At 72.8% G+C, this 22,070-nt stretch carries 18 protein-coding genes; 6 read left to right on the top strand and 12 right to left on the bottom strand.

Annotated elements, in window-relative coordinates; all coding sequences use genetic code 11:
• The first annotated feature begins 222 nt into the window (after positions 1–222).
• The 3 genes from PKE85_RS09585 (at position 223) to PKE85_RS09575 (ending at position 3,780) form a co-directional block, all read left to right on the top strand.
• On the top strand, positions 223–2,727 hold the full coding sequence (locus tag PKE85_RS09585) for a DUF3772 domain-containing protein (RefSeq protein WP_271204512.1): 2,505 nt from the start codon (positions 223–225) through the stop codon (positions 2,725–2,727).
• A 64-nt stretch (positions 2,728–2,791) separates the two neighbouring features.
• A complete protein-coding gene (locus PKE85_RS09580; RefSeq protein ID WP_271204511.1) occupies positions 2,792–3,397 on the top strand; it encodes a CAP domain-containing protein in 606 nt (201 codons plus the stop codon).
• A 29-nt stretch (positions 3,398–3,426) separates the two neighbouring features.
• A complete protein-coding gene (locus PKE85_RS09575; RefSeq protein ID WP_271204510.1) occupies positions 3,427–3,780 on the top strand; it encodes an MliC family protein in 354 nt (117 codons plus the stop codon).
• Positions 3,781–3,784: 4 nt separating this feature from the next.
• Here the strand turns inward: PKE85_RS09575 and PKE85_RS09570 are convergent, their stop codons facing one another.
• Positions 3,785–4,948: a GGDEF domain-containing protein gene (locus PKE85_RS09570; protein ID WP_271204509.1), complete on the bottom strand. Its 1,164-nt coding sequence runs from the start codon at positions 4,946–4,948 to the stop codon at positions 3,785–3,787.
• Positions 4,949–5,385: 437 nt separating this feature from the next.
• On the opposite strand from PKE85_RS09570, the gene PKE85_RS09565 reads away from it, so the two are divergent.
• Complete coding sequence (locus tag PKE85_RS09565; RefSeq protein ID WP_271204508.1) at positions 5,386–5,556, top strand: hypothetical protein; 171 nt, start codon at positions 5,386–5,388, stop codon at positions 5,554–5,556.
• A gap of 19 nt (positions 5,557–5,575) precedes the next feature.
• On the opposite strand, the gene argE is transcribed toward PKE85_RS09565, so the two are convergent.
• From argE to PKE85_RS09545, 4 genes are all read right to left on the bottom strand, one after another.
• Positions 5,576–6,748: an acetylornithine deacetylase gene (gene argE / locus PKE85_RS09560; protein WP_271204507.1), complete on the bottom strand. Its 1,173-nt coding sequence runs from the start codon at positions 6,746–6,748 to the stop codon at positions 5,576–5,578.
• Between the two features lie 10 nt (positions 6,749–6,758).
• The gene (gene apaG / locus PKE85_RS09555) at positions 6,759–7,196 is read right to left on the bottom strand and encodes a Co2+/Mg2+ efflux protein ApaG (RefSeq protein WP_271204506.1); all 438 of its coding nucleotides are present in this window, start codon (positions 7,194–7,196) and stop codon (positions 6,759–6,761) included.
• A 148-nt stretch (positions 7,197–7,344) separates the two neighbouring features.
• Positions 7,345–7,824, bottom strand: coding sequence for a phasin (locus PKE85_RS09550; RefSeq protein ID WP_271204505.1), 480 nt, complete (start codon positions 7,822–7,824; stop codon positions 7,345–7,347).
• Between the two features lie 205 nt (positions 7,825–8,029).
• Positions 8,030–8,377 (bottom strand): phasin family protein, encoded by a 348-nt coding sequence (locus PKE85_RS09545; RefSeq protein WP_271204504.1) that lies wholly within the window; start codon positions 8,375–8,377, stop codon positions 8,030–8,032.
• Between the two features lie 250 nt (positions 8,378–8,627).
• Between PKE85_RS09545 and PKE85_RS09540 the strand changes: the two genes are divergently transcribed.
• Positions 8,628–11,231 (top strand): sensor histidine kinase, encoded by a 2,604-nt coding sequence (locus PKE85_RS09540; RefSeq protein WP_271204503.1) that lies wholly within the window; start codon positions 8,628–8,630, stop codon positions 11,229–11,231.
• A 22-nt stretch (positions 11,232–11,253) separates the two neighbouring features.
• On the opposite strand, the gene PKE85_RS09535 is transcribed toward PKE85_RS09540, so the two are convergent.
• The 6 genes from PKE85_RS09535 to PKE85_RS09510 all read right to left on the bottom strand — a co-directional run bounded on the left by PKE85_RS09535 (position 11,254) and on the right by PKE85_RS09510 (position 19,465).
• Positions 11,254–11,649, bottom strand: a complete 396-nt coding sequence (locus PKE85_RS09535; RefSeq protein ID WP_271204502.1) for a VOC family protein — start codon at positions 11,647–11,649, stop codon at positions 11,254–11,256.
• 71 nt (positions 11,650–11,720) lie between these two features.
• Positions 11,721–15,110, bottom strand: a complete 3,390-nt coding sequence (locus PKE85_RS09530; RefSeq protein WP_271204501.1) for a hypothetical protein — start codon at positions 15,108–15,110, stop codon at positions 11,721–11,723.
• 109 nt (positions 15,111–15,219) lie between these two features.
• The gene (locus PKE85_RS09525; protein ID WP_271204535.1) at positions 15,220–15,972 is read right to left on the bottom strand and encodes a pyrimidine 5'-nucleotidase; all 753 of its coding nucleotides are present in this window, start codon (positions 15,970–15,972) and stop codon (positions 15,220–15,222) included.
• 111 nt (positions 15,973–16,083) lie between these two features.
• Entirely contained in the window at positions 16,084–16,419 is a 336-nt protein-coding gene (locus tag PKE85_RS09520) for a hypothetical protein (RefSeq protein WP_271204500.1), read from the bottom strand.
• Positions 16,416–17,312: an acetylglutamate kinase gene (gene argB / locus PKE85_RS09515; protein WP_271204499.1), complete on the bottom strand. Its 897-nt coding sequence runs from the start codon at positions 17,310–17,312 to the stop codon at positions 16,416–16,418. Before argB ends, PKE85_RS09520 begins: the two co-directional genes overlap by 4 nt.
• Before the next feature lie 92 nt (positions 17,313–17,404).
• Positions 17,405–19,465, bottom strand: a complete 2,061-nt coding sequence (locus PKE85_RS09510; RefSeq protein WP_271204498.1) for a putative bifunctional diguanylate cyclase/phosphodiesterase — start codon at positions 19,463–19,465, stop codon at positions 17,405–17,407.
• Between the two features lie 190 nt (positions 19,466–19,655).
• On the opposite strand from PKE85_RS09510, the gene galE reads away from it, so the two are divergent.
• Entirely contained in the window at positions 19,656–20,678 is a 1,023-nt protein-coding gene (gene galE, locus PKE85_RS09505) for a UDP-glucose 4-epimerase GalE (RefSeq protein ID WP_271204497.1), read from the top strand.
• 197 nt (positions 20,679–20,875) lie between these two features.
• On the opposite strand, the gene PKE85_RS09500 is transcribed toward galE, so the two are convergent.
• Positions 20,876–22,054 carry a PQQ-dependent sugar dehydrogenase gene (locus PKE85_RS09500; RefSeq protein WP_271204496.1) on the bottom strand — a complete coding sequence of 393 codons (1,179 nt, stop codon included), beginning with the start codon at positions 22,052–22,054 and terminating at the stop codon, positions 20,876–20,878.
• Positions 22,055–22,070 lie beyond the last annotated feature (16 nt).

Here is a 22,070-nt window from a genome sequence, read left to right as displayed (position 1 = left end):
GGCCCCACACGCCGCCTCGCGGTTATGGCGGAGCGGAGCGCGCATGCCAGTGGTCCGCTGAAGACGATCGCGTGTTTTTTTAGGCGGTCTCGCCGCCCGACCGCGCGACGCTTAAGGCTCGGCGGCGCTGATAAATGCGGATATGGAGCGATTTCGCCCGCGCTTGGCCGCATTCGTCCGGGATGCAGGCGGCCACGCTCATGCTTCAAGGGGTCGATTCGCATGCCGACGGGCTTCGCCACGCCGCTTCGCCTGCTCGCGGTTCTCGCCCTGGTTTGCGCCACGCTCGGCGCCGCCTCGGCGCAGACCGACGTTCCGCCGGCGCCCGGCGCGCGGATCGATCAGGTCCGCGCCGAGCTGGACCAGATCGAGGCCACGCTCAAGCGCGACTCGCTCGACGACGCCACGCTGGGCGCCCTGCGCGCCCGCATCGAGCCGCTCTCGGCCGCGGTGGACGACGCCGTGGCGCAGCTCCAGCCGCAGCTGAAGGCCGCGGACGCGCGGCTGGAGCAGATCGGCGCTCCCCCCGCCGAAGGCCAGCCCGCCGAAAGCCCGGACGTCGCCAAGGAGCGCGAGGCCCAGACCGGCGCGCGGCAGAAGATCGACGAGCAGATCAAGCGCGGCCGCCTGCTGCAGGTGGAGGCGGCGCAGGTGGGCGACGACATCACCCAGCGCCGTCGCGGGCTGCTGGCGCAGCGCCTGTTCGAGCGCAGCCGCTCCCTGCTGGACCCGACGCTGTGGGTGGAGGTGACCGCCAACGCCACGCGCGACTTCGCCGCGACCGGCCTGATCTTCTCGGACTGGCGCGCGGTGGTGAGCCGCAACCTGTCTCCGGCCTCCATCGGCACGGCGCTCGCCGCGACGCTCGCCGCCCTGCTGCTGCTGTTCCCGGGCCGGCGCTGGATCATCAGCTTCGGCAACCGCCTCGCCCTGCGCGAGGCGCCCCGCTCCCACCTGCGCCGTTCGGCCACCGGCATGATGGTGGTGCTCGGCACCACGCTGACGCCCGCGCTCGCCGTGTTCGTGTTGTATGAGGGGCTGAAGGTCGCGGGCTGGATGCCCATGCGCGCCGAGCCGCTGCTGCAGGCGCTGGTCGCCGCGGCGGGCTTCCTCGGCCTGGTGCAGGGCCTGATGCGGGCCTTCCTCAATCCGCGCCACCCGGCGTGGCGCCTCGTGAACCTGTCCGACGCCGCCGTCGCCGTGATCAAGAACCAGCCGCTGTGGTGCGCGCTGGTGTTCGTGCTCGGACGTCTGGTGGACCGCTTCAACGACCTGATCGTGGCGAGCCTCGCCGTCTCCATCGTCACGACCGGCGTGTTCGCCGTGCTGAACGCCGGCACCTTCGCGCTCGCCCTGCGCCGCCTGCGCGCCGCCGAGCGCATCGAGGACGCCGCGGCGGCGGAGGGCAAGACGCCCGAGCGCTTCGGCAGCCCGCTGCTGTCGCTGCTGCGGCTGCTGGCCTGGGCCGCCATCATCGTGGTGCTGCTGTCGGCCGCGACCGGCTATGTGGCGCTGGCGCAGTTCCTCGCCAATCAGGTGATCTGGATCGCCACGGTCCTGACGCTGCTGTTCCTGCTGCTCACCTTCGTGGACGATCTTCTGACGACCGGGCTTTCGGCCCAGACCGGGCTCGGCCGGGCCGCGAGCGAGGCGATCGGCGTCCGCGCCTCCTCGCTCGAACAGGTCGGCGTGGTGCTGTCGGGCGTGGCGCGCGTGACGCTGCTCGGCTTCGCGCTCCTCATCCTCGCGGCGCCGTGGGGCCTTGAGACCACGGACGTGTTCGGCTGGGTGCGGGTGGCCTTCACCGGCGTGCAGATCGGCGACATCAGCATCTCGCTGTCCGGCGTCTTCGGGGCTCTCGCGTTGGTGTTCCTGGGCTTCGCGCTCACCCGCGTGGTGCAGCGCTGGCTCGACCGCGACCTGCTGCCCAAGACCCGGCTCGACACCGGCCTGAAGGCCTCCATCAACACCGCCGTCGGCTATGTGGGCGGCCTGCTGGTGATCGTGATCGCCGTCTCCTACCTCGGCTTCAGCCTCGACCGGCTCGCCATCGTCGCCGGCGCGCTGTCGGTCGGCATCGGCTTCGGCCTGCAGTCCATCATCTCGAACTTCGTGTCGGGGGTGATCCTGCTGGCGGAGCGCCCCATCAAGGCGGGCGACTGGATCGTGATCGGCGCCGATCAGGGCAACGTGCGCCGCATCTCGGTGCGCTCCACCGAGATCGAGCTGTTCGACCGCTCCACCCTGATCGTGCCGAACTCGGACTTCATCACCAAGAGCGTCAAGAACGTCACCCACGGCGCGCCGGTGGGGCGCGTCCAGATCGAGATCACGGCGGCGGCCGACGTGGACCCGACGACGGTGCGCCGCATCCTGCTGGAGACCGCCAAGGCCCACGGCTCCGTGCTGGGCTTCCCCGAGCCGCAGGTGTTCTTCAACAGCCTCGGCAAGGCGGACAACGGCTTCACGCTGTTCGCGAGCGTGCCGAGCCCCCGCCAGGCCGCGACGGTGAAGAGCGATCTCAACTTCGCGCTGGTGAAGGCGTTCAAGGACCAGGGCGTCGCCATCGGCGGCGCCGCGGCGCCAAGCCTGCCCGACGCCGTGGATCGCATCGGCGAGGCGCTGGCGCGGTTCACGCTGCGCCCGGCCGAGCCCGCAGCGGCGCGGCCGCACGAGGCGTCCGACGCGCCGCTGTCGTCCGCCCCGCGGCCGGAGCCGCAACCGTGAGCGCAACGAAGCCTTAACCGTTTTCTCCCTCACAGTTCCGCCCCCGAACCGGAAGCGCGCCCGCATGATCCGTCCCGTCCTGATCGCCTCGGCGCTCGCGCTCGCAGCCGTCCTCGCCGGCTGTTCGTCCACGCCCGTGGTCCCGCCCGCGCCCTCGACGCCAAGCATCTACCAGAGCCAGAGCCGCGCCGGCGCGACGCTGGACCGGCAGGCGGCCGCCGACATGATCTCGGAGTTCCGGCGCGGGAACGGCCTTGGCCCGGTGCGGCTCGATCCGGAGCTGAACCGCATGGCGGAGCAGCAGGCGCAGGCCATGGCCCGCGCCGACAGGCTCAGCCATTCGGTGGCGGGCTCGCTGAAGGAGCGCATCGCCCGCTCCGGCTACCGCAACGGCGGCATGGTGGAGAACATCGGCGCCGGGCATGACACCCTGGCCGACGCCTTCACCGGCTGGCGCTCGTCGCCGCCGCATCTCAGGAACATGCTCGCGCCGGGCATGGCGCGCATGGGCATCGCCGCGGCGCGCGCGCCCCACTCCCGCTACGAGGTGTTCTGGGCGCTGGTGATGGCCAATCCGGCCGATCCGCGGCCGGAGACGCCGCCGCTCGCCATGGCGGCGCCGGACCTGCGCGGAAGCGTGCGCCTGCCCGCCGGCCTGCTCGCCCGCTGATCCGCCGCGCCCCGTCTCAGGAGCCGCCCATGCGCCCCATGCGTCGCCCCCTCGCCCTGTCCGGCCTCGCGGCGACGCTGCTGCTGGCGGGCTGCGCCGCGAACCCCGAAGCTCCGGCGCGCCCGGCGTCCCGCGCGCCCTCCCCCGCGCCGGAGGAGACCCGCTACGCCTGCGACGACGGCTCGTTCCTGCAGGTGACGTTCGGGGACGAGACCGCCCATGTGGTCATGGCCGACGGCGAAACCGCCACGCTCGTCCAGCGGCCGGCGGCGTCGGGGATCTGGTACGCCTCGGACCGCTACGACCTGCGCGGCAAGGGCGACGTGGCGAGCTGGAGCGAACAGGGCCGCCCGGCCGCCTCCTGCCTCGCCACCCGCCGTTGAGCCCTTACGCGGGAGCGGACGAGGCGAAGCCGGCGTCGTCCGGCCCCGGGGCGAAGCTCCGGGGCGGCGCCACGACGCAGCGCGACTTGCCGGCGAGCTTGGCCTGATAGAGAGCGGAGTCCGCCGTATCGAGCAAAGCGGGAATGACGTCGCCGTGGTCCGGCACCAGCGCCACGCCGACGCTGACGCCCACCTGGGCCCGCACGCCGTCGCCCAGATCGTAGGGCGCGCTGATCTCCCGGATCAGCCGCTCCGCCAGCGCGGTGGCGTGGGCCTTCTCGACGCCGCGGGCGATCACCACGAACTCGTCGCCGCCGATGCGCGCCGCCACGTCGCCGATGCGCAGAAGCCCCTTCAGCCGTTCGGCGGCGATGGTGAGCAGGCGGTCGCCGCGGGAGTGGCCATGGGAGTCGTTGACCGCCTTGAAGCCGTCGAGGTCGAGATAGAGCAGCGCCAGGGGCTCCCGGAAGGCGCCGGGGGCGCCGTCGATGGCGCGCATCAGCCCGGCCCGGTTGGACAGCCCGGTCAGGATGTCGTGGCGCGCCTGATGCTCGTGCTCGCGCTCCGCCTTCATGGTCGCCACCAGCAGCCCCTTCAGCTTGAAGGCGGCGATGCACATGCTGATGACGTAGAACGGGATCTGGAGCAGGGTGATGAGCAGCGCCGTCTCGCTCACGAACGGGGCGGCGAGCGGGATGGGGCCGAGGCTCAGGATCATCATCACCGCGCACAGGCGCGGCGCGGCGAAGTTGCGGAAGCAGATGCCGCCCACCATGCCCGCGGCCGACATGCAGGCGAGCGTCGCCGCCACCCAGTCGCCGCTCAGCACGCTGACGGTCGCGCCGTAGCCCACGCTCGCCGCCCAGCACACGCCGAGGAGGAGATAGAGATCGGTCGGCGTCGGACGGCCCTGTCTGGCGCGCCGGAACGAAAGCGCGAGCACAGCGAGACGGACGGCGCCGAGGAGGACCTCCAGCGCAAGCCAGAGCAGCACATCGGCGTTGGGAACGCGGACGGCCACGACCGCCGCCACCGCTATGCTGTTGAGCACGCCGCCGAAGAAGATCGGCAAAGTCGCGAACAGGCTCTGCACCATAGCGGCGCGGATGTCGTCGGGCACGTTCGGGCCGGCGTCCGCGAGCCATCGCGTCGCCCGCCAGCGCGGCATGCTGAACCTGCGTCCCTGACTGAGCATTCCATCACCAGCACGACGCGCAGTTAAATTCCGCCTAAGAAAGAGGCGCTGCGGGCTCGACAAAGCCGACCGGCTCGAAAAATCAGCGCCGCGCCGACGCTTATGCTTTCGGAAAGCATCTTAGGCAACCGGCCCCTGCTCCGCGCGCCCCGCGGCGCCCGCGCCCCACGCATGCCTCACGTGCGCGTGAGGACAGGAACCCGGCCCCATCCACGACGTTGAACGAAGCGCTGAACCCGCAAGGAACAGCGCGCGCCGCCCTCCCGCCCCGTCAGCAAAGATCGGCGCTTTCGTTCTGGAACGAAGGCGCGGTTCAGGAATTGTAAAGCTGAAGGGTAAAACAATACATCGTCGGTTCACCGACGCGTAACCGAGTAAACCATGGCGGGCGCATCATGCGCGACAGGACTATGACCGTGTTGGACATCCACATTCAGCGGGAAATCGGCGGCAGGCTGCGTCAGCGGCTGACGTCCGACGGCGCGCAGGCCGAGCTGCCGTCCGCGCTGGACCAGCTTCTGAACGACCTGCGTCAGGCGGAAGACGCCGAGACGCGGCTGGGCCGCGACCTCCGCAACTGAGAAGAACCCGCCGTCGCGCTCAGAGGCCGGCGACGCAGCGATCCAGCAGGCGATCGAGAAATGCGTCCAACGCGTCGAGCTGGGCGTCTTCAAGGTATTCATCGGCGGTATGGGCCTGAATGATCGAGCCTGGGCCGCACACCACGGTCGGCACGCCCGCCGCCTGGAAATGCCCCGCCTCCGTGCCGTAGGACACGGCGAAGGCGCGGTTCTGGCCCGCAAGCCCGAAGGCGAGCGTCTCGGCCCGGGAGCCGGGCTCCGGCCGCAGCCCCGGCACGCTGGTGCGCAGTCGGGTCGTCACCGCCGCGTCCGGCGCGCCGAGCCGCAACGCCGGCAGCACGCGCTCCTCAGCGAAGGCCGCGAGCCGCGCCGCGGGCAGCGCGTCGTCAAAGCCGGGCAATCCGCGGAATCCCCAGACCAGCCGGCAGCGCTCCGGCACGATGTTGGCCGCCACGCCGCCCTCGACCATGCCGACGGTGATGGTGGTCTCCGGCGGCGTGAAGCGACCGGACGGATCGCCCGCGATGGCGAAGCTCTCGCGCAGACGCTCCAGCTCGCCGAGGAGCTTGCCCATGGCGAGAATGGCGTTGCCGCCGAGCTGCGGCATGCTGGCGTGGGCGGAGCGGCCGGTCACCAGCGTCTCGTAGGACACCACGCTCTTGTGCGCGTCCACCACCGTCATCTCGGTGGGCTCGCCCACCAGGCACAGCAGCGGCTTCGGCAGATCGACGCCGAAGCGGCGGATGGTGGGCTCCACGCCGACGCAGCCCACCTCCTCGTCATAGGAGAACACGAGATGGATCGGCGTCGCGAGTTCGGCCGCGGCGAAGCGCGGCGCGGCGGCCAGAACGCCGGCGAGGAACCCCTTCATGTCGCAGGCGCCGCGACCGTAAAGCCGGCCGTTCCGCGCCGTCAGCACGAACGGGTCCGAGGTCCAGGGCTGGCCCTCCACCGGCACCACGTCGGTGTGACCCGACAGGGCGACGCCGGGACGGTCCGCCGGCCCGATGGTGGCGAACAGCGCCGCCTTGACGCCGGTCGGGTCGGGCGTGCGCACGCTCGCGATCCCGAGCGACGCCAGCAGCTCCTCCACGTAGGCGATCAGCGCCAGATTGGATCTGGAGCTGACGGTGTCGAAGGCGACGAGCCGCGCAAGGATTTCGCGCGCGTCCGGGAAGGCGGCGGCCGTCATGGGAGAGCGCTCAGTGCAGGGTGCGGACGGTGTGGGGACTTTCCAGCGCGAAGGCCGGGATGGCGGCGTCGAACGGCTGGCCGGATTCGGTCTGCATCTGGAAGCTGCCCACCATGATGCCCGACGGCGTCGGCAGCGGCGCGCCGCTGGTGTAGGTGTAGGACTGCCCCGGCGCGAGCGTGGGCTGCTCGCCCACCACGCCCGGCCCGCGCACCTCCTCGGTGCGGCCGCGGCCGTCGATGATGCGCCAGTGCCGCGCCAGAAGGCTCACCGTCTCCGCGCCCTCGTTCACGATCTCCACCGTGTAGGCGAAGACGTAGCGGTCCTCCTCCGGCGCCGATTCGCCCGGCAGGAACCGGGGCTGCACGGTGACGCGGATGGCGCGGGTGACCGCGGTCCAGCGATGCTCTTCGGTGGGATGGGAGGCGGAGGCGGCGGTTTCGGTCATGATGGCGGAGCTTAAGCGCCCGCCGCGGGGCGGCGTCAACGGCTGAAACGGTCGCGGCGCGCGCGAGGCGGCCACGAAAAAGCCCGGACGGAGACCGTCCGGGCTTCGAGCATAAGCATGCAGCGGACAAGGCGTCCGCCGGAAGGCGTCAGCGCGCCGGAGCGAACTTGACGCCGCGGGTCGCGATCTCCTGCAGCGGCTTGGCGCTCTCGGTCGCGGCCTTCTGGGCCAGCGCGGAAAGCTCCTTGCTCTGGGCGCCGAGGGTCTCGAACTGCTTGCGGGCGTAGGAGGTCTGCAGCTCGATCGCCTGCGCCACCGACTTGGCGCCGATCAGCGCGGTCAGGAAGTCGAAATGGGCGTTGACGTTGGCGCGGGTGGCCTCGACCGACTTGCGGCCGAACTCCTTGTACCCCTGCGCGAAGGTGGCGTAGGCGTCCTCGAGCGCGTCGGTGGTCTCTTCCGCGGCCGCCTTGAAGCGACCGTAGTTCTCCTTCGCCTGGGCGACGCCCTTCTCGGCGATCTCGCGCGCCGGGGCGCTCACCTCGGCCGCGACGCTCTCCGCGGTGGCGGCGACGGTCTCGAACGTCTCTTCGGTCTTGGCGGCGGCGGTCTTCGGGCTCGTGGCCATAGGTCTTCCTCTGGATGGAACAGCCGGCGGAAAACGCTTGGACGGTACGGACCCGCGCTCCGCCGTGAGGCGCCCGGCCCGCCCGCGGTGGCCGGGCGCGCCTTTGGAAGACGACGCCCATCACCGCGGGTTTTGTGTGCAGCGCAACATAGTGCTGCGCCGCAACATCATCAACCCCGATGACATGTGCTAACGGGAATTTGCGTCAGCCGCGCGACCCGCCCCGGGTCAGTTCGTCCACCTGCCGGCTGAGCGTGGACGCCTGGGCCTTGGCGAATTCGGTCTGGATGGCGACCACCTCTTCGAGGGACTTGGCCTTGAGCAGCTTCTCGGCCAGCTCGAAGCTCGCCGCGACGTTCGCCTCCGCGAAGGACACCGCGGCGCTCGCGGCCCCGCGCGCGTTCTTCTGCGCGGTCTCCGTCTGGGTCTCGACGGTGGAGGCCGCCTTGTGCGCAGCATCCATGAAGCTGTCGAACGCCTTTCGAGCCTGCTCGACGCTCTTCTCGGCGAAGTCCCTCATTTCGTTGGGAATCTCGTAACCGCCGGTGGCCATCGCCTGTCACTCCTCAAGACGGATCGCGGCCGGACCGCCGCGACCCCACGTCGCGACGAGACGGCCTGCGTTCTGGGTAACAGCGCCCGCGAAAGCGCGCAAACGTCCATTGGACGCGCCCCGGTTAACCTTGGCGCGCAAACCTTTGGGATGGCCGCGTCGACCGTGTGGACGCGATTCGGCGGCCTCTGTATTTAAGTGTTTGTTAACGCAGGCGCGGCTCACCACCGGCCGCGCCCCGAGGCGACGAATGGATCTGAGCCAAGCCCCGACCGCGATCTCCGGCGACCCCCGGTTCGACGCCCTCGCCGACGCGGCGGAACCCGTATTGCTGGTGAGCGCGGCCGGCGAGACGCTGTGGGCCAACGCCGCCGGCCGAACCGCGTTCGGCGATGGGCGGCTCGACGCCGCGGGCGTCCGGACGCTGGCGACCGCCGGCGCGAACGGCCTGCTCCGGCTGCGCGCAGGCCCCACGGGCCGCTTTCAGCCGCAGATGTTCGTGAGCCGGCGCATCGCCCTTGGCGACGGCGCGGCCGCCACCCTGCTCGCCCCGGCCTCCGGCGGCGCCCGGGCCATGCTGGAGGCGGTTCCCCCGGAGGCGCAGCGCCCAGCCGCGGCGGCCGCCCCCGAGGCCGCGGCTCCGGAACCTGCGCCCACCGAAACGCCGGAGGACATCGCCCGCCGCCTCGCCGACCTGCGTTTCGTGTTCGAGATCGACCAGGACCGCCGGATCGCCTTCCTCTCACCCGACCTTGCGCAGGCGGTGGGCGACAGCGCCCTGACGGCGGCTGGCCGGCCCTGGACCGACGTCGCCGCCGATCTCGGCCTTGATCCGGACGGCGCGGTCGCGCGCGCTCTCGACGGCGCCGCTGGCTGGAGCGGGCTCACGGTGTCCTGGCCGCTGGCGGAGGGCGGGCGCGTCCCGCTGACCCTGTCCGCCCTGCCCGTGTTCGACCGGGGCCGCACCTTCGTCGGTTTCCGCGGCCTCGGGCTGGCGTCACCGCCGCCGGAGACCGCGCCCTCAGCCGTCGAGACGGCGGCCGGACCGGAACAGGATTCGGACACGCCTGCGGCGCCCGCCCCGCTCCCCACCGGGAACGAACCCCGATCCGAAGAATCCCCGCGCACGGAGCCGGCGACGCCCGAGCCGGAGCCTGAGATCGCCGCCGGACCCGCGCCGGAGCCGGCCCTGGAGACGGCCGGCGACGACGCCCCCGCCCGCCCGGCCTTCGCCGCCGGCAACGTGGTGCCGCTGCGGGAGGGCGTCGCCGCCGACGGCGGCGCGGGCGGCCTGTCCCACGCCGAGGAAAACGCCTTCGACGAGATCGCCCGGCGGCTGCGCAGCTTCGGCGGCCAGTCGGACGCCCGCGCGATTTGGGACGACATCGCCGAGGACGCCGGTCTCGCGGCGCCGGCGGCCGAGCCCGCGGCGGAGGACCTGCTGCGGCTGCTGGACCGGTTGCCGGCGGGCGCGCTGGTGCTGCAGGGCGAGGCGCTCGCCTACGCCAACCGCGCGGCGCTCGACCTCTTCGGCTGCGACCGGTTCGAGGACCTCGCGGCGCGCGGGGCCGCGGCGCTGTTCGCGGAGCCGCCGGTCGCCGGGGAGACGTCCGCGGTCCGCCTCGTCGCCCGCGACGGCCGCGCGATCCACGTGGACGCCCGGCTGTCGGCGCTGACGTGGTTCGGCGGGGCCGCGACGCTGATCGCCCTGCGCCGCACCGACGAGGCCGCCTCCCCCCTGGGCGCCGCGGGACGCGACCTCGACGCGGTGCTCGACGCGGTGTCCGACGGCGTGCTGACGCTCGACGCCACGGGCCGCATCCTCGCCATCAACCGCCGGGCGACCGAACTGCTGGGCTACGCCGCGACCGAGGTGGTGGGCGGCCCGCTGTCGCTGGTGCTGGCGCCCGAGAGCCGGCGCGCGGCGTTCGATTACCTCGACGAGATGAAAAGCGCCGCCGGAAGCGCCTCGGCCCCGCGGGGCCGGGAGGTGGTGGGCCTGGTCCGGCGCGGCGGCGCGATCCCGCTGCACATGACGCTCGGGCCTCTGGGCGGGGCGGAGGAGACCCGCTTCTGCGCGGTGCTGCGCGACGTCAGCCCCTGGAAGCAGGTGGAGGAGGATCTGCGCGCCGCCAAGCGGCAGGCGGAGCGCGCCTCGGCGCACAAGTCCGACTTTCTCGCCAAGGTCAGCCACGAGATCCGCACGCCCCTCAACGCCATCATCGGCTTCGCCGAGGTGATGATGGAGGAGCGGCTGGGGAGCGTGGGCAACGAGCGCTACAAGGACTACCTGCGCGACATCCACCTGTCCGGGCAGCACCTGATCAGCCTCGTGAACGACCTGCTCGACCTGTCCAAGATCGAGTCCGGCAAGATCGAACTGGAGCTGACCGACGTCGATCTGAACGAGGCCGTGGCCCAGTCGGTGGCGCTGCTGCAGCCGCAGGCCAACCGCGAGCGCATCATCGTGCGCACCTCGCTCGCCCGCGGCCTGCCGCGGGTTCGCGCCGACCAGCGCTCGGTGCGCCAGATCGTGCTCAACCTCGCCTCCAACGCGGTGAAGTTCACGCCCGGCGGCGGGCAGGTGATCGTGGCCACCGCCATCAACGACCACGGCGAGCCGGTGATCCGGGTGCGGGACACCGGCCAGGGCATGTCGCGCAAGGACATCGCGCAGGCGCTGGAGCCGTTCCGCCGCCTGCCCGTCAGCGGCCACGACGGGGCCGGGCTCGGCCTGCCGCTGACCAAGGCGCTGGCTGAGGCCAACCAGGCGCGCTTCGACATCCGCAGCGCGGTCGGCGAAGGCACGCTGGTGGAGATTTCCTTCCCCGCCCTCGCCCGCGCCGCCGGCTGACGGCGCGGAGGCCGAACGGGCTTCAGAGGAACCGGCCGCCCCGCTGCAGGACCTCGATCTTGTAGCCGTCCGGGTCGGCGACGAAGAAGAAGCGGGCGAAGGGCTCGCCCTCCCGCTCCATGGTCTTCAGCGCGCCCGGTTTCAGCCCGGCGGCCTCGAAGCGGGCGTGCTCGGCCGCCACGTCCTCCACCGACACCGCCAGATGGCCGTAGCCGTCGCCGAGGTCGTAGGCCGCGTCCCGGCCGTCGTTCACGGTGAGTTCCAGCTCGAACTCCGATTCGGGGTTGCTGAGATAGATCAGCGTGAAGCCGTCGAACGGGTAGCGATCGGCGACCGCGAGGCCGAAGGCCTCCGCGTAGAAGGCGAGCGAGCGCGCTTCGTCGCGCACGCGGATCATGGAGTGGATCGTCTTGGCCATGAGAATGCTCCGGGGATCGGGACGGCCGCGACCCTAGCCGAGGCGACCTTAGGCGGGAAAGGCCGTTCGGGTCAGCCCGCCCGCGCCGGCGCCGCCCCGTCGGCGGAACGCTCGAGCGGCTTCGCGCCCTGCTGCGCCGCCGGCTGTCGCGCGTCCTCGTCGCCGCGGCGGCGGTACTCCTTGAGGAAGCCCTCGATGGCGGCGGTGGCGGCGATGGAGCGCGCGATTTCCCGGAACGCGTCGCCCTTGGCCTCCACCGGCGCGGTCACCACCTCGAACGAGCGCGCGTCGGGGCTGTCGGCCATCTTGGCCGCGAACTTCTGCCGGATGCGATCGAGCCCCATGGCGTCGTCGGCGAGCGACAAGGCGATCGCGGCCCTGAGCACGTCGGCGCGGGCGGCGGCGTCGAGGGGAGCGGGATCGCGCCACGCGCCGCCCAGCGCCGCCTCCAGCGCCTCGCCCGCCTCGCCCCAGCGCCGGGCGCTCCAGAGGATGTCGGCCTTCAGCCGCGCGCCCTCCGGGCCCTCCACCCCCTCGGCGATCTCCACGCCGAGATCGACCCGCCCGCTCTGCGCCAGCGCGCGCGCCTCCAGCACCAGACGGGCGCTGGCGAGCGAGCGCGGCAGGTCCGCCTGACGGGTCTTCTGCAGCAGGCGCGCCGCCTCGCCGGGCTTGTTGTTCATCAGCTCCACCAGCGCGGCCCGCGCGCCCACCTGCGCCCGCGCCGCGCCCTTCAGGCGGTTGTCGATCTGGTATTCGAGCAGCGCCGCGGCCTGGTCGAGCAGCTCCACGTCCACCAGCTTGTCGGCGAGCCGGCGCACCACCTCGTCGCCGCGCCGGCCGGGGGGCGTCAGGTCCTGAAAGTCGTAGAACAGCGACAGCGCCTCGAGCTTCGGCATGCGGTCGATGGCGCCGCCGAGGAACAGCGCCGTGAACCGGCCCTGCATGCGATCCTGCAGGTCGCGGATCCTGGCCCCGTCCGGAAACGCCTCCACCGCCGTGCGCAGCGTGGCGAAGGCGTCGCGCCAGCGTTCGGCGTCGGCGTAGAATCCGGCGAGCTTTTCGAGCCCCTCGGCCTCGATCCAGTCGCCGCGCCAGCCGGTGACGAGGCTTTCGAGGCGGCGGATGGCGTCGTCGCCGCCGATGCGGTGCTCGGCCGCGGCCAGCGCGACCGAGCGCAGCTCGGCCTCGGCCACCGCCTGCGGGTCGGCGGAATGGCCGGCCGCGGCGTAGGCCGCGAGCGCGCCGTTGACGTCGCCGAGGCTCGCGAGCACGCGCCCGCGCACCACCTCGCGCGCGGCCGGGCTGCGCACCGGCGGCAGGGTTTCGAGCTGGTCGTAGTTCGCGGCCGCGCCGGCCGCATCGCCGGCGTCGAGCGCAAGCTCCACGGCGAGCTGCACGAAGCGGGCGCGCAGCTCCGGCGGCAGACCGCCGAGCGCCGGCTGCCCCTGGGCGAGGGCCGCGCCGGCCGCCTCGTCGCGCCCGTCGAGGCGCTCCATGGCGGCGCGCCACAGCGACGCCTCGGCGCTCTGGGCGAGCGCGGGAAGGCCGAGCAGCGGCCGCGCGATGTCGGGACGTCCGAGCTCCACGGCGGCCGCGCCCCGCAGCAGCGCGACGTCGGGGCTGCGGGCGGCGACGGCGTTCTCGTCCGCCGCCATGTCGAGCACGGCCTTGGCCTCCGCGGGCATGGCGCGCAGCAGGTAGAACCGGGCGAGTTCGACGCGCGCCGCGGGACGCTCGTCCTCCGGGCCCATGGCCGCGGCGTGCAGCAGTTCGCGCTCCCTCGGATAATAGGCGCCGGCCGCGGCCTCCGCCGCCACCGCGCCGAGGGTCAGGCCGGCGATGGGCGCGGCGGAGGCGGACAGCGGCGCGCCGCTGTCCCGCGACAGGGCGAGGCCGCCGTCGCGTTCGACGCGAAGCTCGTCCATCTCGACGCTGACGCGGATGTCGTCGGCGATCGGCGCCACCACCGCGCCCTGCGCCGTCGGCAGCAGGGTGAACTCCACGAAGGACTGGGGCCGGAGCGCCCCGCGCGGCGCCCGCGACGCGGTCACCACCACCAGGTCGTCACCCGCCGCCGGATCCTTGATGCGCCGCGCCACGCCAAGGCCGTCCACGCGGGCGGTGACGAGGCCGCGGCCGGAGCGGCCGAAGGCGGAGGCGAAGCGGATCGGCTCGGTGGGCGCCAGCAGGTCGTCGCCCAGCGCCACCACCCAGGCGGCGCCGTCGATCGCCGCGGTGACGAGCCGCGGCTCCCGCAGCGTCAGCCGCACCAGCCGGCCGCCGTCCAGCGGCGCCTGGTCGGCGGCGGCGATCAGGCCGCCGGAATCCTTCGCCAGCAGGTCGAGCGCCATGGGCGCGGGATCGTCGAACAGCGCCCAGAGCGTGCGCCCGCGCAGAAACACCGCCGCCGCAGGCGCCTTGGCGAAGGGGAAGGTCAGCCGGACCGTCTGGCCGGCGACGGCGGCGCTGGCCGTTCCCGGCAGGCCATGATCGGCGGACCCAGCGTGCGCCGGCGCCGGCGGAACGGCCTCCGCCGGAGGGGCATTGGAGGCGGCGGGCGTGGGCGCGCCCTGCTCCGCCTTCGGCGCCGGAGCAGGCGGCGTCGCCAGCGCCGGCAGGAGACGCCGCGGCGCCGGGGACGCGGCCTCGCCGTCCGCCGGCTTCCCGCGGTCGATGTCCAGAACGTAGTCGTCGTCTTCGCGGAAGCCGCGGGCGTCCTTGTCCTCGGGCGCCGGCAGCGTGACGACCAGCGCGCGCGGGCCGACGGCGGCCTCCAACCCCACGAAGTCGGACGGCAGGCTGGCGCGGGCGGCGGCCACGTCGAACGGATAGGGCTCGCCGAAGGTCAGCTTCACCCGGTCGCCCTCGCGGGTCATCTCCACGGTCGCGCCGGGCTCGACGCCGAAGGTCAGCCGGTGGAGCGTCGGCAGGGTCGCGGCGAAGACGGTCACCGGCGGCAGGTCGGCCCGGCGACGGCGCTCCATCTCGGCCTTGGCGGCCTTCGCCTCGCGGGCGGCCTGGCTGAGCGCGGCGATCACGCCCTTCGGCAGGCCGGGCGGCATGCCGACCCAGTTGGCGGGCAGCAGGTCCACATAGAGCGCCTCGCCGGCCTCCGTCACGTTCAGCCGGGCCGCGCGGGTGAGCGCGATCTTGACCGCCGTGCCGTCCGGGTCGCGCCGCACCATGCCGACGAGATCGCCCAGCCCGCGCACGATCGGGCCGGTGTCGATCTTCACCGGTTCGGAGAAGCTGAGGGTGAGGACGCCGTTGGCGAGGGTGACGTCGTGCTTCGGCAGGGCGTCGAAGGCCAGCGCCATCCGGGCGTAGCCCTCCTTCTCGAGGGTCGCCGTGGTGGTCGCGGTCGCGGCCCAGGCGTCGCCCGCGCCAAGCGCGAGCGCGACCGCCAGAGCGCACGCCGCCTTACGTCCGCCGAAAGCCACGCCGCGTGGTCCCCGCATCGCTGATCCGTCCCGGCCGCATGGCCGTCCGATCAAGCCTTAACGGGCAAGCGGTTCGCGGAAGGTTACCGAAACCTGAGAAACCCTCCGCAAACGCCGGGGCCCGGCGTCAGTCGCGCGCCACGATCGCGAGCGCGGACAGGAAGCCCGGCAGGTCGGTGGTGACGTGGTCCACATGGGGACCGGCCACAAGGTCGTCCGGCCCGGTGGTGCGGTCCAGCGCGTCGCCCGCGCCCTCGGCCGGCGACACCAGCACCGTGCGCATGCCGAGCCGGTGCGGCGCGATCAGGTTCTTGGCGAGGTCCTCGAACATGGCGGCCTTGGGCGCCTGCACGCCGTGGCGCTTCAGGAAGGCGTCATAGGCCTCCTGCGACGGCTTCGGCACATAGTTCGACGCCGCGATGTCATAGATGTCCTCGAACAGGTCGGCGACGCCGAGCCGGGTCGCCACCCGCTCCGCATGATGGCGCGAGCCGTTGGTCAGCACGAAGCGCCGGCCCGGCAGGCGGGCGATGGCGGCGGCGAGATCGGGCGCCGGCACCAGCACCGAATGGTCGATGTCGTGGACGAAGGCGAGGAAGTGGTCGGGGTCGAGCCCCTCCTCGGACATCAGGCCCTTCAGCGTCGTGCCGTGGACCCGGTAGTAGTACTTCTGCAGCGCGCGGGCGGAGATGCCGTCGATGCCGAACTGGTTCGCCACATAGGCGGTGATCTTGTCGTCGATCTGGTCGAACAGCCGCGACGACGGCGGATAGAGCGTGTTGTCGAGATCGAAGATCCAGGTGTCGACGTGGTCGAAGCCCTTGTCGATCGCCTGCTCGGCGTGGTCCGCCAGCCGGGACACGGCGGCGGGAGGGAGCATGTCGTTCATGGACGCCCTTGCGTGAGCCCGCCCCGCGACTGCGGAGGCCTGGCCCCTGAGAGTGACGCGAAGATCATGAACGTCTTCTGATCGCGCGTCTTCACGGCGTTTTCAGGGCTGAAGCGTCTTCAGCGCGTCGAGCCCCCGGAACAGGGCGTAGGACACCGGCGACGGCGCCTGGGCGAGCGCCAGCAGGACCAGCGACAGCGCGATCCAGCCGAGCGCCAGCAGCCGCGGCCCCTGCATGACATAGACCGCCGCCACCAGCAGGTTGATCACCGCGAGGAAATGCAGCGGAAACCCCGACCAGAGCGACGGCAGCAGATAGAGGATGAGGCCCGTCGCCAGCACGGCGACGAGAAACTCGCCGACGCCGCGCCGGCCGGACGCCGGCGAGTTGGGGTCCGGCTTCTTCTCGGGCCGGCGGAACTGGACGACGTTGCTCACCGGGTGATGAGCGTGCCGGCGCCGCCCTCGGTCAGAAGCTCGATCAGCACCGCGTGCGGCGTCTTGCCGTCGAGGATGACCACGCCCTCGACGCCCTTCTCGACCGCGTAGATGCAGGTCTCCACCTTGGGGATCATGCCGCCGGAGATGGTGCCGTCGGCGATGAGGCCGCGCGCCTCCTCCACCGAGAGCTGCTCGATCAGCTTGCCCTGCTTGTCGAGCACGCCCGGCACGTCGGTCAGCAGCAGCAGGCGCTTGGCGTCCACCGCGCCGGCGATGGCGCCCGCGAAGGTGTCGGCGTTGACGTTGTAGGTGGCGACGCCCTCCGCGTCGGCCGCGACCGGCGCCACCACCGGGATGAGGTCGGAGGCGATCACCCAGTCGAGCACGGTGCGGTCCACCTTGTCCGGCTCGCCCACGAAGCCGAGGTCGAGCACCTGCTCCTGCAGCGTCTCGGGGTCGAGCGTGGTGCGGGTGAGCTTGCGCGCGCTCACCATGCCGCCGTCCTTGCCGCACAGGCCGATGGCCCGGCCGCCCTCGGCGTTGATGGAGGCGACGATCTGCTTGTTGATCAGGCCGGCGAGGATCATCTCCACCACCTCGACGGTGGCGGCGTCGGTGACGCGCAGGCCGGCCTTGAACTCGCTCTTGATGCCGAGGCGGTTGAGCATGGCGCCGATCTGCGGCCCGCCGCCGTGGACCACCACCGGATTGATGCCGACCTCCTTCAGGATCGCCACGTCCTGGGCGAACCAGCGGGCGGCGTCGGCGTTCCCCATGGCGTGGCCGCCGTATTTCACCACCACGGTCGCGGCGTCGTAGCGCTGCATGTAGGGCAGCGCCTCCACCAGGATGCGGGCGGTGTCGTGCGGGTTTGCGGGGGTGGTCGTCATGGCGAAGCTCCCGGGTGGCCGGGCGAAGACCCGGCGGGCGCGGTTCTAGTCGCTTCGATGTGACGGCTCAATGACGAAGCGCGACAGGGCCGTCACGCCGGCCAGGCGCGCTCCCGCCCGCCGCCGGCCTCCATGGCCTCCAGCGCCGCCTCGGACGCCGTGCGGCCGCCGGCCGCGCCCGCCATGCGGCGCAGCTCCGCCACCAGCTGGTTGCGCCGCCAGGCCAGCAGGCTTTCCGCCGGAACGGGCCGGGAGAACAGGTAGCCCTGGCCGTAGGTGCAGCCATGGGCGGCGACGAAGGCGCGCTGCTCCTCGGTCTCGACGCCCTCCGCCACCGTCTCCACGCCGAGATTGCCCGCGAGCCCCAGCACCGCCGCCACCACCATCCGGGCGTTGGGATGCTCCAGCGCGTCGCGCACGAAGCCGCGGTCGATCTTGATCACGTCGAAGGGCAGCTGCGTCAGCGAGGCGAGGTTGGAGTAGCCGGTGCCGAAATCGTCGATGGCGATGCGCACCCCTTGAGCGCGCAGCGGCGCCAGCTGGCGCGCGGCGTGGTCGGCGTCGGCCATGGCGGCGCTTTCGGTGATCTCGAGCTCGATCAGGGACGGATCGCAGTCCGCCTCGCGCAGGATGGCGAGCGCGGTCTCCGCGAAGGCCGGGTTGCGGAGCTGGATCGCCGACACGTTGACCGCGATCCGCAGGCGGAAGCCGAGGCCGGCCCAGGCCGCCGCCTGCCGGGCGGCCGTCTCCAGCACGAAACGGCCGAGCGCCTCCACCAGGCCGCACTCCTCCGCCACCGGAATGAACCTGTCCGGCGGGATCATGCCGCGGGTGGGATGACGCCAGCGCGCCAGCGCCTCGGCGCCGAGCGGCTTGCCCGAGGCCAGTTCGATCTGCGGCTGGTAATGCAGCTCCAGCTCGCCCGCGGCGATGGCGTGGCGCAGCTCCTGCTCCATGCGTAGGCGGCCGTAGGCGTCGTCGTTCAGCGCGGCGCCCGCCCAGCGCACCGACAGCGGCCCCGCGGCGCGGGCGCTGGCGAGCGCGGCGGAGGCGCTGCGCATCAGCGCGCCGGCCTCGTCGCCGTGGAGCGGCGCCGCCGCGACCCCGATGCAGAGCGACAGCGCGACCGCCTGCTCCTCCACGCAGACGGGCGCGTCGAAGGCCGCAAGCGCGCGCCGCGCCAGCGCGTCGCCGGCTTCCCGCGTCGCGCGCTCGGCGAGAAGAGAAAACTCCGCCTCGCCGGTGCGGGCGAGCGTGAGGGCGCCGCCTTCGGCGCCGGAACGGATCGTGGCGTCGCGCAGCCGCTCGGCCGCCGCGACCAGCGCCTGATCGCTCGCCGCCTCGCCCAGCCCGATCGCGACCCGGCCGAGGCCATTGATCTCGATCCGCAGCAGGACCGCGCTCTCGCCCATCTGAAGCCGCTCCGCGAGCCGGCGGCGCAGCGCCTCCAGATTGGGGAGCCCGGTGAGCGCGTCGTCATGGGTCAGGCGGCGCACGGCGGCGTCGGAGCTGGCGAGCCGGCGGGACAGGTCGAGATGGGCGCGGGCCAGCGCGCCGACGTGGTCGCGGCGGGCGGCGGCGCGCCTCAGGCCCGGATCGTTCGCCGAGGCCCGCCGCACGGCGCTGGACAGCGCACGCAGCGGGGCGACGGCCCGGGCCGCGAGCGTCGCGGCCAGCGGCAGCGCCAGAGCGAACACGATCAGCGCCGCCACCAGCCCGGCGGACAGGACCCGGCCGACCTCCGCGGAGGCCTCGCCCAGCGACATGGCGACCCGGAGCGCGCCGCCTCCCGGCCGGTCGAGCGCCTGCGAGGCCCAGACCAGACCGGCCGCTTCCGTCTGACGGGGCGGCTCGCCTCCGGCGAGAAGGGCGCCGTCGCCGTCGAGCGCGTAGGCGAAGGCCGCGCCGGCGGCCCGGATGTCGATGACGGCGGCGGCGGGGTCCGCGCCCCGGGCGATGGCCCCGGCGCCCTCGAGCGCGGCGCGGGAGGCGGCCCGCAGGGCGCGCTCTTCGGCGGCGGAGCGGATTTCGAGCGAGGTGGCGGCGAGGACGCCGCCGGCGAGCGCCGCCAGCAGCAGGGCCACCAGCCCCGTGAACCGGACCGGCAGCGCGCGCCGCCAGCCCGCGCCGGACGCGCCATTGGGGAGGGACATGGACCGCGCGTCTCCGATACGCTTTAAGCTTTACGCCGACCGCCGGAGAGTGCGCGGGGATGGTCAATGAAGCGTTACGGAAACGCGCGTCTGTCCAAAATCGGGACGACCGCCATCCGCGCAACCAAACGGAAAGGCGCGCCGGTCTAGTCTCGGCGCTAGACTTCACCTGGGCGAAAGCGTCGAAGCCATGACCGTGCTCATCACCGGCGGCGCCGGCTACATCGGCTCCCATATGACGCTCGCGCTGCTGGCGCGCGGACGCAAGGCGGTCGTGCTCGACGATCTCTCCACCGGCTCGCGCGACGCGGTGCCGGAGGGCGCGCCGCTGATCGTGGGCGACGTGGCCGACGAGGCGCTGGTGATGCGGCTGATCGCCGAGCACGACATCCGGGCCATCGCCCATTTCGCGGCGAAGATCGTGGTGCCGGACTCGATCCGCGATCCGCTCGGAACCTACACGGCCAACACCCTGAAGACGGCGCAGCTGCTACGGGCCGCGATCGCGGCCGGCGCGCCCTATTTCATCTTCTCCTCCACCGCCGCCGTCTACGGCCTGCTGCCGCCGACGCCGACGCCCGAGGACGCGCCGCTGGTCCCGGCCTCGCCCTACGGGGCCTCCAAGCTGATGTCGGAGCGCATCCTGAGCGACGCCGCGGCCGCCCACCGGCTGCGCTACGTGGCGCTGCGCTACTTCAACGTGGCCGGCGCCGACCCCCAGATGCGCACCGGCCAGCGCGCCGCCGGCGCCTCCAACCTGATCACGCTCGCGACCCGCGCCGCCCTCGGCATGACGGACGGGCTCGACATTCTCGGCACCGACCTGCCCACCCCGGACGGCACCGGCGTGCGCGACTACATCCACGTCTCCGACCTCGCCGACGCCCATGTGGCCGCGCTCGAACATCTGGAGGCGGGCGGCGACAGCGCGACGCTGAACTGCGGCTACGGCCGGGGCTTCTCGGTGCGGGAGGTCGCGGACGCCGTGCGCCGGGCGGCGGGCCACGACTTCCCCGTGCGGGAGAAGCCGCGGCGGGAGGGCGACCCCTTCATCTCCATCGCCGACGCGCGCCGGATCCGCGCCACGCTGGACTGGACGCCGAAGCTCGACGACCTGGACCTGATCGTCTCCCACGCGCTGGAATGGGAGCGCCGCTACTGGGGCGCGGACGAGCGCAAGCACATCTGGATCAGGCGCCGCGCGGCGGGGTGAAGGCGGAGCGGGCGCCTTCGCAGGCCGCCTGAAATCCGCCAAAGCGACCCAACCCGCCAACCGTCATGCCCGGCGAAGCCGGGTATCCATGACTTCCCCCTTTAACGATGGCTCGACGCACCAAGTCGTGGATGCCCGAGACCAAGCTCGGGCATGACGGCTCGGATTTGCTTTCGGGATCGCGGCCTTTTCGACCGTCAGGACCGGCCGTTCGCCGCCGGCTTCAGCCGCAGCACGCGGCCTTCCGGGTTGTCGGTGAGCAGGTAGATCAGGCCGTCCGGCCCCTGCCGCACGTCGCGGATGCGCTCGCCGAGGTCTTCCAGCAGCCGCTCCTCCTTCGCCACCTTGCCGTCGGCCAGCTCCAGCCGCGTCAGCGAGGGGATGGCGAGCCCGCCCACGAACGCGCTGCCCTTCCAGCCCGGCAGCGCGTCGCCGGCGTAGAACGCGAGGCCCGAGGTTCCGATCGACGGGACCCAGTGGTGGACCGGCTGCTCCATGCCCGGCTTGGACTGCTGGCCCTCGCCCACCGGACCGCCGGAATACTCCACGCCATAGGTGACGACGGGCCAGCCGTAGTTCTTGCCCGGCCCCACGCGGTTCAGCTCGTCGCCGCCGCGGGGGCCGTGCTCCACCACCCACAGCGTCCCGTCCGCGGGGTTGAGCGCCGCGCCCTGAATGTTGCGGTGGCCGTAGGACCAGATCTCCGGCCGGGCGTCGTCGCGGCCCTCGAACGGGTTTCCCTTAGCCGGCTTTCCGTCCATGTCGAGCCGCACCACCTTGCCCAGCGTCTCGTCCAGCGCCTGCGCCTTGACGCGGAACTCGGGGTTGGAGCGTTCGCCCACGCCCACGAACAGCGTGTTCTCGGGGCCGAACACGATGCGCGAGCCGAAATGCAGCGTGGAGGCGTATTTCGGCGCCTGGCGCCAGATCACGCTCACGTCCTCCAGCCGGGCGGCGTTGTCCGCGAGGCGCCCGCGGCCGAGCGCCGTGCCGTTGACGCCGTTCTCGCCCGCTTCCGAGAAGGTGAAGTAGACGAGCCGCGACTTGGCGAAATCCGGCGCGACCGCCACGTCCAGCAGGCCGCCCTGACCGCGCGCGTCCACCTTCGGCAGACCGCCGACCGGGGGCGCCACCTTGCCGTCCGGCGAGACGAGGCGGAGCTTGCCGGCCTTCTCCGTCACCAGCATGCGGCCGTCCGGCAGGAAGGCGAGGCCCCAGGGGCGCTCCAGCCCTTCCGCCACCGTCTCCACGGTGAAGGCCTGTTTTTCGGATTTCACCGTCACGGCCGCCGGCGCCTTGGACTGCGCCAGCAGCGGCGACGCCGCGGCGCCGGCGAGCAGGACAGCGGCGAGCACGGGAAAGAGAATGCGGCGCATCGGCGGCCTCCGGGGG

Source organism: Methylopila jiangsuensis, from assembly GCF_027922305.1.
Lineage (GTDB): Bacteria > Pseudomonadota > Alphaproteobacteria > Rhizobiales > Methylopilaceae > Methylopila > Methylopila jiangsuensis.
This window is presented reverse-complemented; position numbering and strand designations above follow the sequence as displayed.